This is a genomic window from Rhizobium sp. P1_E1, from assembly GCF_056406015.1.
Genome location: NZ_JBFUAY010000206.1, coordinates 1 through 9,055, shown reverse-complemented (window position 1 = coordinate 9,055; position 9,055 = coordinate 1). Strand labels below are relative to the sequence as shown.

Sequence of the window (9,055 nt, the reverse complement as noted above, 5' to 3'; positions counted from 1 at the left end):
CCATGGTGCTGACCAAGCTGCCGAAATCGCAGCAGCCGCTCGGCCTGGCGATCTTCGCGCTCTCGGTCACCTTCGCACCGGCGATCGGCCCGACCATCGGCGGCTACCTCACCGAAAACTATGGCTGGCAGACGATCTTCTTCATCAACGCCATCCCGAGCGCCATCATGGCGGTCGCCCTTGCCCTGACGCTCGACAAGCAGCCGATGCAGCTTGGCCTACTCAGGGAGGGCGACTGGGCTGGCATCTTCACCATGGCGATCGGTCTTTCGGCGCTGCAGACGGTGCTTGAAGAGGGCAACAAGGAAGACTGGTTCTCCTCGCCCTTCATCGTCAAGCTCAGCATCGTCGCCTTCGTCTTCCTCGTCGCCTTCATCTGGATCGAGCTGACGGTGGAGAAGCCCCTGGTCAAGCTGCGGCTGCTCAAGCAGCGCAATTTCGGCATCGGCGTTGCCGTCAACGTGCTGGTCGGCGTCGCCCTCTTCGGCACCGTTTATATCCTGCCGCAATATCTCGGCCAGGTGCAGCGCTATAATGCCGAGCAGATCGGCAACGTGCTGGCCTGGACCGGCCTGCCGCAGCTGCTTTTGATCCCGCTCGTGCCGATGATGATGAAGCGCTTCGATGCACGCTATATCGGCTTCCTCGGCATCTCGATCTTCGCGATCAGCTGCTTCATGAACATCACGCTTTCGGCCGATACCGCGGGCGACCAGTTCTGGATCCCGAATATCGTCCGCGCCATCGGCCAGGCGCTGGTGCTGACACCGATCACTGCCATCACCACCGCAGGCATTGCGCCTTCGGATGCCGCCGCCGCCTCGGGCCTCACCAACATGCTGCGCAATCTCGGCGGTGCCGTCGGCACGGCGACACTCGGCACGGTGCTGACCAAACGCGAGCAGTTCCACTCTAATATCATCGGCCAGTCGGTGACGCTCGGCCGCGACGAAGTCCGCAACCGTCTCGACCAGATGACTGGCTACTTCCTGCAGCATGGTGTTTCCGATCATGCCGTCGCAGCCCAGAAAGCCATCGTGGCGCTTGGCCAGATTGTCAGGCGCCAGGCCCTCATCCTGGGTTTTGCCGATACCTTCGCCGTCATCGGCGTTGTTCTTGCCATTGCAGCCGTTGCCCTGCTGCTCACCCAGAAACCGCGGGCTGGCGGTGGCGCCGGCGCTCACTGAACGAAACACCGGCGCCTGCCGGGCTTCCCGGCCAGCGCTTTCTATTGTGGGATTTCGACCGTAAAGGCGAAGCGGGCGACAGCACCCGGTTCCAGGATCGTGGTCGAAGGCCTCTTCGATAGCTCGCTCGAACCTCCCGCTTCCGCGGCCGTTCCATGCCAGGGCTCGACACAGAGGAAGGGCGCCCCCGGCTTGGTCCACAGCGCAAGATTGGGCAGGTTTTCGAAATGGAAATGCATGGCCGGCCCGCCTTCTGCGCCATAGCGCAGCCCTTCGCCCGCACCGCTCGGGAAAATCATCCCATGCTGGGCCATCGGATAGACCGTGCCGTCGATCGTGATCTTGTCGTCAGGTGTCTTGCCGACGATCGGAAACAGGATCGGCGAACGCCCGGTCCAGAAGGCCGCGTCGCCCGTCCACAACCATGAGCGCCCATCGCTTGACGTGAGCGCCTGCATCTCGGCGCCGAGGGTGGAGACATCGACGGTGAGATCCTGATTGCCGATCCGGATGGAGGTTGGCATCGCGTTTCCCTTTCGCATTGGTTGGGCACCAAGCCATACCTTTCCGCACCGGGGACTTCCACCCAATAGAGAGAGGCAGGACGGCAGCCACGGTGACAATAGCAGAGCCGTCGCAGTGCGCTACTTCCGCACCGCGCCCAATCTGGCGATCACTTCATTCGGAATGCCGTAGCGCTGGATGGCGTCGCGGTTGTTCCGCAACCCGCAGATCTCACGCTGGATGAAGAACGCCCAGACGGCGTCGGAGGCTTCATTGAGAAGCCTCTCGCGTTCCTCAGTGCTCTGGCCGTCGGGAGCCCAGGCCTTCAGGGCGGCAAGTGCCGCCTCCGCTTTCAGTCCGTGACGTCCAAGCGAATCCGCGCGTTCCGACATCAGCTCGTATTCGAGGACGTTGAAGCCGTTTTTATTCTGCTCGGATGGTCTGAAGGACTGCGGCGGACGAACGCTCATTGGCACAGGTCTCCGTTGGCGTGAGCCGCGATAATATCCAATCCGGTTCCAAATTAAAGAAGGCGAGCATGTTCGCCCGAAAACCGCTTACACCTTTCGGCATCATACTCTTGAGATCAAGACGGTCGGAAACAGGGCTATCCTGCGATTTCCCCGCATGGCATAAGCGCGCCAAAATCTCCTTCTCCAGGCTCCCGCGCAAATCATGATCCGTATTGAAAATATCAGCAAGCAGCTCAGTCACCGCATCCTCTTCATCGAGGCGTCCGCGGCTCTTAACAGAGGCGAGAAGATCGGCCTCGTCGGCCCGAACGGCGCCGGTAAGACGACCGTCTTCCGGATGATCAACGGCGAAGAGCAGCCCGACGAGGGGCAGGTCTCCGTCGAAAGGGGCGTCACCATCGGCTATTTCAATCAGGATGTCGGCGAGATGGCGGGCCACAGCGCCGTCGCCGAGGTGATGAACGGTGCCGGCCCGGTCAGCATCGTTGCCGGCGAATTGCGCGATCTCGAGGCCGCCATGGCCGATCCCGAGCAAGCCGATAACATGGAAGAGATCATCGAGCGTTACGGAGAGGTGCAGGCGCGCTACGAGGAGTTGGACGGTTACGCGCTCGAGGGCCGCGCACGCGAAGTGCTCGCGGGGCTCAGCTTCAGCCAGGAGATGATGGACGGCGATGTTGGCGCGTTGTCGGGCGGTTGGAAGATGCGCGTGGCGCTTGCTCGCATTCTCCTCATGCGCCCCGATGTCATGCTGCTCGACGAGCCGAGCAACCATCTGGATCTCGAAAGCTTGATCTGGCTAGAGGAATTCCTGAAAGGTTACGAGGGCGCGCTGCTGATGACCTCGCATGATCGCGAGTTCATGAACCGCATCGTCACCAAGATCATCGAGATCGATGCGGGCACGCTGACGGCCTATTCCGGCGACTACGAATTCTACGAGCAGCAGCGGGCGCAGAACGAGAAGCAGCAACAGGCCCAGTTCGAGCGCCAGCAGGCCATGCTTGCCAAGGAAATCAAGTTCATCGAGCGGTTCAAGGCGCGCGCCTCGCATGCCTCGCAGGTGCAGAGCCGCGTGAAGAAGCTGGAGAAGATCGACCGGGTGGAACCGCCCAAGCGCCGCCAGATCGTTTCCTTCGAGTTCCAGCCGGCGCCGCGCTCCGGCGAGGACGTGGTCAACCTGAAGAACGTTCATAAGAAATACGGCAGCCGCAGCATCTACGAGGGACTCGACTTCGTCGTGYGCCGCCGGGAGCGCTGGTGCATCATGGGCATCAACGGTGCCGGCAAGTCGACGCTGCTGAAGCTGGTGACCGGCTCCACCGCGCCTGATCAGGGCAGCGTCGCCCTCGGCGCCAGTGTCAAGATGGGCTATTTCGCCCAGCACGCCATGGATATATTGGATGGCGAGCGCACTGTCTTCCAGATGCTGGAAGACCAGTTCCCGCAGGCAGGGCAGGGGCCATTGCGCGCGCTGGCCGGCTGCTTCGGTTTCTCCGGCGACGATGTCGAGAAGCGGTGCAGGGTACTATCAGGCGGCGAGAAGGCGCGGTTGGTCATGGCGATCATGCTGTTCGACCCGCCGAACCTGCTCGTGCTCGACGAGCCGACGAACCATCTCGACCTCGACACCAAGGAAATGCTGATCAAGGCACTGTCGCAATATGAGGGCACCATGCTGTTCGTTTCGCACGATCGGCATTTTCTCGCCGCACTCTCCAACCGGGTGCTGGAACTGACGCCCGAGGGCGTCCACCAATATGGCGGCGGCTACACCGAATATGTGGCGCGCACCGGCCAGGAGGCGCCCGGCCTGCGAAGCTGACGGATTTTTTCGCGGGGCATGTCGAAACTGCCAGGCTCGAGGCGACCAGCAGACAGCCGGCCAGCGATATCGGCTGAGCGGTCGAAGCAACGGAGGAAGATATGTCCATGCTGTTAGACAGGATCGAGGTCGTCACCCTGTTCGTCGATGATATCGACGAGGCCAAAGCGTTCTACCAGAAGGTCTTTGCACCTGAGATCGTCTATGAGGACGCAGTATCCTCGGTGCTGAAATTCTCTGGGACGATGATCAACCTGCTGAAAGTGACGGAAGCGCCTCAACTGGTCGAGCCGTCGGCGGTGGCAGCACCGGGGTCCGGCGCGCGCGTCCTGCTGACGATCAAGGTCGATGCCGTCGATGCGGTTTGCGCGGAACTGCGCAAGCTCGGGGTCACGCTGCTCAATGGTCCGATCGATCGTCCATGGGGCCGCCGTACCGCGGCCTTTGCGGATCCGTCGGGCCATGTCTGGGAGGTTGCGCAGGAATTGCGCTAAATTGGTGTCGCCGAGTTCTGAGGTCGCCTTCAGATTTTGCGACCGTGACGCGCCTCGGTAATGCCAGTTCGTCCACGCGAAGAGCGGATTCCACGGCTGTCGCCACGATGATGACCAAATTCCGTGGTGTTCGAAGGCCTCTTCATGCAATCGGGGACGGGCACAACGGCATGGACTGGATCAATCGCTATATCGATCAGCCGCTACTGCACGGCGCGGCGGGTTTGCTGCGGAGTTGGCATCTCCGCACGCGGCAACCGCCGGAACTGTTGGAGCCGACATGGAATCTCGTCGTGCTCTCCTTTCTGCTGATCGCGAGCGGGCAGGTCATGGCCGGCGAGACTTTCACGCTCAGCGTTGCCGCGCTGATCATGCTGGCGCTGCCGTCCGCGCGAAAACTGCTTTCGGCTGTGAAGGCAGGGGGAGGCGGTTACGGCGCTCGGGAATATAAATCGCTGAGAGCGCGGGCCATCGCCAAACGTGAGGCGGAGTGGTCGGTGCGGATCATCGTGTTGTTCGCATCCGCCTGCCTTCCGTTCATCGCCCGCATCGACGATCCGGTGGGAGCCTGTTTCATGCTCGGAGCCAGCATCTGGTTCGTGCTGACCGGGCCGCTCAAGGCCTATCTCGATGCGGCCGAACCTCCCGAGCCGAATGAAGGCGACCGGAGGTACAGCGGCGTTTTTCATTTCGGCTGAACAAGCCGATGCGCCGACCGTGACACGGACGGGAACCAAATGGGGCGGCCTCCGTTATCTCCGCAGCAACGTAAAAGGAGATTGCGATGCTTTACTACGCTCTGGTGTTTCTCGTTGTGGCCTTGATTGCCGGCGTCCTCGGATTTGGCGGCATCGCAGGTGCTTCAGCTTCCATTGCCCAGGTTCTGTTCTTCATTTTCCTGGTTCTGTTCGTCGTGTCGCTCGTCATGAGACTAATGCGAAAAGTATAGTGCGGACAGATCGAGTATAAAAACCCGGCGAACACATCGCCGGGTTTTTCTTTATTGCCACACTCGGTTTGACCTCTACGTCACTGAAGGCTTCCATCCCGGTCGTGGTCGGCGGTCGCGAAATCCGCCATCACCCGCTGCATGAATTCGCTTCGGCTGATGCGGCCGTTGTGGTTCGCGTCGGTCAAAGTGAATTGCTCGACCGTCAGGATCTGCACCGTCTCGTCGGACTGCAGGCTGCCGTCCTTGTTCTTGTCGAGACTTCCGAAAGCCGTGCCCATAAAGGTCTCGTATTCCGAACGGTCGACGGCCTTGCTGGCATTGCCGTCGAGCCGGTCCATCTGGCCCTGATACATCGATCCGGGCTGTTGCTGCTGTTGCGCCACTGCCCCAACACATTGGCACAGGATGAGTGTCGTCGCGAAAGCCAAGGTTTTCATCGCTTGATATCCCTCCCCAATTATCGGCAAGCCAGGCGGTTGCCTACGAAACCGCCACCGCCTATGCCGGCGCCGACAGCAAGCACCTGCCCGGTTCCGGCGCCGATCGTACTGCCGATCAAGCCACCGACAATCGCGCCGCCGACGGTTCCCGCGATGCAGCCGAATTCGGAATTACGATCCGAGACGGCCTGTGACGTCGGCCCGGACTGGCAGGCGGAGACGGCAAGGCATCCCGCCAGTATGATGTTTGTCCTGCGTATGCGCATCTTTCCCTCCCGATAAATTACCCGCTATCTCCAATAGAGATGAGCGGGCGTACGATTGTCCGGCCCCCGCGAAAATATCGCCTGATTATATCTCTCAAATTCAGACTTAGTTTCCGTTCGAACGGAAGCATAATTCCGGAAAACAAGCGGAAATTCTGCGGCAATGCCAAGCAATCATGCCGATTCCTCTCCAGTTACAGCGCTGCATGGAGAGTATTTTCAAATAGTACAGCTATCTATACGGCATGGCAACCTGCGCGATCATCGATCGCCTATCCAAATAGGGCGCCTGCAATTTGCATGATACCGCTCGTTAAGATTGACGGCGATCAGGATCGTGCCTTTCCGGCAACCATCGCTGACAACATCGTAAAATAACCGGATGACGCGAAATGATGCCTTCGAAATGTCCCAATGGGGGCTGAACCGTAGCCGTGTTTGTCGGTTGCGCCCTCCCATGCGCTTTGACATGCGATGCGTAAATGATGCCGGGTCGGGATCGTTTTGCGGTTCCGTCCGTTATCTGTTGCCGAATCTGGTGGCGAGTAGCCGGGTATGCTCCCGTCACGATTTGAGAAGGAGAGACTTATGAATAAAACTTTTGCGACGGCGTTTGCCGCGGTATCGTTGACGCTGGTCGGCGCTGGGGCGGTTAATGCCGCCGACCTCGTCACCAGGACGTATGAAGAGCCGGACCTGCGCAATGGCGTGAAGATCGGCTACCTCACCTGCGATATCGGCGGCGGCACGGGTTACGTGCTCGGCTCCTCCAAAGAGGCCGACTGCATCTTCCAGTCGACCGTCGGCAACGAACTTTCGGATCGTTATACGGGCGAAGTGAGAAAGCTCGGCATCGACCTTGGCTTCACCACGCGCAGCCGCCTGATCTGGGCCGTGTTCGCGCCGACGGCCGGCTATCACCGCGGTTCGCTCGCCGGCCTCTATGTCGGCGCTAGCGCTGAAGCGACGCTCGGTGCCGGTGTCGGCGCCAATCTCCTGGTTGGCGGCACGTCCGGCTCGATCCATCTGCAGACGGTCAGCCTGACCGGTCAGCTCGGCCTCAACGTTGCGGCCGGCAGCGCCTCGATGACGCTCACGGCAGCGAATTGATGTAGCCTTTTGGCGTCCCCTGCCGCATCGCGGCAGGGGACGCCACCTCGTCTGAGGAACGATTTCGCGCCCTCGTATGCCCAAGCCGGATCACGACACGATGGATATTCGAATGGCAAAGCCCAGCGAGGACGAGATCCTGGTTGGGCACTATCTGAAGATCTGGGACAGCTACGGCACACCACCGGAACACTACAGGTCTGATGCGGCGGCGCGGATATTGTCCTTTATCAGAAGCGGTCGCGAAGAGCGCCGCCTGACCTCGTCCCTTGCGGTCGTCGACGGTGACATTGCCGGTTCTGCATCCTGCCAGCTGCACCAATCGCCGTTTCCGGAGGTCATCCGGCCGGAACAGCGGCTGCACGGTTACATCTGGTCCGACTATGTCGCCGACGCCTTCCGCCGGCGCGGCATCGCATCGGCGCTGACCGACAAGGCTGTCGACTATCTGAAATCGATCGGCTGCACGACGGCCGTCATCCATGCTTCAGATGCCGGCGAGCCCGTCTATCGAGCCGCTGGTTTCGAGCTGGCGAAGGAAATGCGCCTGAAGTTTTCGGCGGAGTAGCGACCGGCGATCGCCGGAGCCGCCACCGAGCGTTCCACTTACGCTTTCGCTCGGCCGGGCGCGATAAAAGTGGCAATCGTCGCCTCGTCATGGCCGGCCTCGCGCAGGAAGCGGCTGGCGAATTCGATGGCAGGGCTTCTAAGCGCATCGTCCGGCCGGATCAGGTGAAAGGCCACATGATAATCGAGCGTCCGCTCCGACAAGGCGACGACGCGTCCGGCCGCCAGCGCAGCATCCGATAGCGGCGGCCGCGCGAGTGCGATCCCGAGCCCCTGCGCACAGGCATCGATCACCAGATTGTAGTCMTCGAAGCGCCGGTCGTGGCCGCGCGGTATATAGTCGACACCCTCGCGGGAGAGCCAGCGGCGCCAGCCTTCGATGTTCGAATCATGCAGAATCGGCAGATCGAGCAGCGAAAGGGCATCGGAACGCTGCCCGAGCCGGTCCGCCAGCGCCGGGGCGGCGATCGGGAACGATTTCTCCTGCCAGAGCGGCAGGGCGCGTACGCCGGCCCACGGCCCCTTGCCGCAGCGAATGGCCAGATCCGTGCCTTCGCCGAAATCCGCCAGCCGGTGTTCGAGCGTGAGCTCGACATGCAACTCGTTTCCTTCGAGCTTCGGCAGGCGTTGAAACAGCCATAGGGAGGCGACAGAGGGCGTCACCGAAAGGCGCACCACCGCCTTGTTACGGCGAGGCAGCCAGCGTTCGCCGCTATTGCCGAGCAGCGCAAGTGCTTCCTCCGCCCGCGCGAAAAACCGCATACCTTCCGGCGTCAGGCGCACGCCGCGGGCTTCGCGCGCAAACAGGCGCACGCCCATCCAGCGCTCCAGGCGCGAGACCTGCCGCGACACCGCCCCATGGGTGATGCCGCTTTCCTCGGCTGCGGCCGAAAACGATCCGAGCCGGGCGGCGCGGGCAAAGGTCTCGAGCGTATCGAGTGGCGGAAGCACTGGTGAGCTGTGAACCATACGCACATTTGATCATCGATTGCGATGCTTTTCAAGCACGCATCGAAGGCCTAATCCATTGTCCGCAGGAACATATGGAGGCGAAAATGAGCATGGCGGCAAGCGCATCGATTTCGACGAAACAGCAAGGCGGGTTCGATCTGGTCGCCTTTGCGGCGATCCTCGTCACCATCCTCTTCTGGGCTTCCTCTTTCGTGGTGATCCGCATCTGCCTCGGACCGCTGACGCCGATCGAACTGGCAACGGCGCGTTATGTGGCAGCCGGCGT

12 protein-coding genes and 1 pseudogene are annotated in these 9,055 nt (G+C 61.2%); 8 read left to right on the top strand and 5 right to left on the bottom strand.

The window, feature by feature from the left end:
* Nucleotides 1-1,187: DHA2 family efflux MFS transporter permease subunit (locus tag AC1D1Z_RS31455; RefSeq protein ID WP_477852753.1), on the top strand; the 1,187-nt coding region annotated here is incomplete at its 5' end.
* 41 nt (nucleotides 1,188-1,228) lie between these two features.
* On the opposite strand, the gene AC1D1Z_RS31450 is transcribed toward AC1D1Z_RS31455, so the two are convergent.
* Together AC1D1Z_RS31450 and AC1D1Z_RS31445 are read right to left on the bottom strand one after the other, a co-directional pair.
* A complete protein-coding gene (locus tag AC1D1Z_RS31450; RefSeq protein ID WP_477852751.1) occupies nucleotides 1,229-1,711 on the bottom strand; it encodes an aldose epimerase family protein in 483 nt (160 codons plus the stop codon).
* 120 nt (nucleotides 1,712-1,831) lie between these two features.
* Entirely contained in the window at nucleotides 1,832-2,161 is a 330-nt protein-coding gene (locus tag AC1D1Z_RS31445) for a DUF6665 family protein (protein ID WP_113542978.1), read from the bottom strand.
* 205 nt (nucleotides 2,162-2,366) lie between these two features.
* Between AC1D1Z_RS31445 and AC1D1Z_RS31440 the strand changes: the two genes are divergently transcribed.
* The 4 genes from AC1D1Z_RS31440 to AC1D1Z_RS31425 all read left to right on the top strand — a co-directional run bounded on the left by AC1D1Z_RS31440 (nucleotide 2,367) and on the right by AC1D1Z_RS31425 (nucleotide 5,432).
* Entirely contained in the window at nucleotides 2,367-3,989 is a 1,623-nt protein-coding gene (locus tag AC1D1Z_RS31440) for an ABC-F family ATP-binding cassette domain-containing protein (protein ID WP_477852749.1), read from the top strand.
* Nucleotides 3,990-4,090: 101 nt separating this feature from the next.
* The gene (locus AC1D1Z_RS31435) at nucleotides 4,091-4,483 is read left to right on the top strand and encodes a VOC family protein (RefSeq protein ID WP_018246641.1); all 393 of its coding nucleotides are present in this window, start codon (nucleotides 4,091-4,093) and stop codon (nucleotides 4,481-4,483) included.
* Between the two features lie 107 nt (nucleotides 4,484-4,590).
* Nucleotides 4,591-5,181, top strand: a complete 591-nt coding sequence (locus tag AC1D1Z_RS31430; RefSeq protein WP_018246642.1) for a hypothetical protein — start codon at nucleotides 4,591-4,593, stop codon at nucleotides 5,179-5,181.
* Between the two features lie 86 nt (nucleotides 5,182-5,267).
* A complete protein-coding gene (locus AC1D1Z_RS31425) occupies nucleotides 5,268-5,432 on the top strand; it encodes a DUF1328 domain-containing protein (RefSeq protein ID WP_003549551.1) in 165 nt (54 codons plus the stop codon).
* Between the two features lie 80 nt (nucleotides 5,433-5,512).
* Here the strand turns inward: AC1D1Z_RS31425 and AC1D1Z_RS31420 are convergent, their stop codons facing one another.
* Together AC1D1Z_RS31420 and AC1D1Z_RS31415 are read right to left on the bottom strand one after the other, a co-directional pair.
* Complete coding sequence (locus AC1D1Z_RS31420; protein ID WP_131647712.1) at nucleotides 5,513-5,872, bottom strand: EF-hand domain-containing protein; 360 nt, start codon at nucleotides 5,870-5,872, stop codon at nucleotides 5,513-5,515.
* 20 nt (nucleotides 5,873-5,892) lie between these two features.
* Nucleotides 5,893-6,141 carry a glycine zipper 2TM domain-containing protein gene (locus AC1D1Z_RS31415; RefSeq protein WP_012759902.1) on the bottom strand — a complete coding sequence of 83 codons (249 nt, stop codon included), beginning with the start codon at nucleotides 6,139-6,141 and terminating at the stop codon, nucleotides 5,893-5,895.
* Nucleotides 6,142-6,729: 588 nt separating this feature from the next.
* On the opposite strand from AC1D1Z_RS31415, the gene AC1D1Z_RS31410 reads away from it, so the two are divergent.
* Together AC1D1Z_RS31410 and AC1D1Z_RS31405 are read left to right on the top strand one after the other, a co-directional pair.
* Nucleotides 6,730-7,251, top strand: a complete 522-nt coding sequence (locus AC1D1Z_RS31410) for a DUF992 domain-containing protein (protein WP_018246644.1) — start codon at nucleotides 6,730-6,732, stop codon at nucleotides 7,249-7,251.
* A gap of 76 nt (nucleotides 7,252-7,327) precedes the next feature.
* A complete protein-coding gene (locus tag AC1D1Z_RS31405; RefSeq protein ID WP_131647713.1) occupies nucleotides 7,328-7,819 on the top strand; it encodes a GNAT family N-acetyltransferase in 492 nt (163 codons plus the stop codon).
* 38 nt (nucleotides 7,820-7,857) lie between these two features.
* Here the strand turns inward: AC1D1Z_RS31405 and AC1D1Z_RS31400 are convergent, their stop codons facing one another.
* Complete coding sequence (locus AC1D1Z_RS31400) at nucleotides 7,858-8,787, bottom strand: LysR family transcriptional regulator (RefSeq protein WP_477852745.1); 930 nt, start codon at nucleotides 8,785-8,787, stop codon at nucleotides 7,858-7,860.
* 74 nt (nucleotides 8,788-8,861) lie between these two features.
* On the opposite strand from AC1D1Z_RS31400, the pseudogene AC1D1Z_RS31395 reads away from it, so the two are divergent.
* Nucleotides 8,862-9,055: pseudogene (locus AC1D1Z_RS31395) on the top strand (EamA/RhaT family transporter); the annotation flags it as partial.

Bases quoted from the DNA above. Each gene is read 5' to 3' on its own strand.
- AC1D1Z_RS31450 (WP_477852751.1), bottom strand. From the start codon at position 1,711: ATGCCAACCTCCATCCGGATCGGCAATCAGGATCTCACCGTCGATGTC.
- AC1D1Z_RS31445 (WP_113542978.1), bottom strand. From the start codon at position 2,161: ATGAGCGTTCGTCCGCCGCAGTCCTTCAGACCATCCGAGCAGAATAAA.
- AC1D1Z_RS31435 (WP_018246641.1), top strand. From the start codon at position 4,091: ATGTCCATGCTGTTAGACAGGATCGAGGTCGTCACCCTGTTCGTCGAT.
- AC1D1Z_RS31430 (WP_018246642.1), top strand. From the start codon at position 4,591: ATGATGACCAAATTCCGTGGTGTTCGAAGGCCTCTTCATGCAATCGGG.
- AC1D1Z_RS31425 (WP_003549551.1), top strand. From the start codon at position 5,268: ATGCTTTACTACGCTCTGGTGTTTCTCGTTGTGGCCTTGATTGCCGGC.
- AC1D1Z_RS31420 (WP_131647712.1), bottom strand. From the start codon at position 5,872: ATGAAAACCTTGGCTTTCGCGACGACACTCATCCTGTGCCAATGTGTT.
- AC1D1Z_RS31415 (WP_012759902.1), bottom strand. From the start codon at position 6,141: ATGCGCATACGCAGGACAAACATCATACTGGCGGGATGCCTTGCCGTC.
- AC1D1Z_RS31410 (WP_018246644.1), top strand. From the start codon at position 6,730: ATGAATAAAACTTTTGCGACGGCGTTTGCCGCGGTATCGTTGACGCTG.
- AC1D1Z_RS31405 (WP_131647713.1), top strand. From the start codon at position 7,328: ATGCCCAAGCCGGATCACGACACGATGGATATTCGAATGGCAAAGCCC.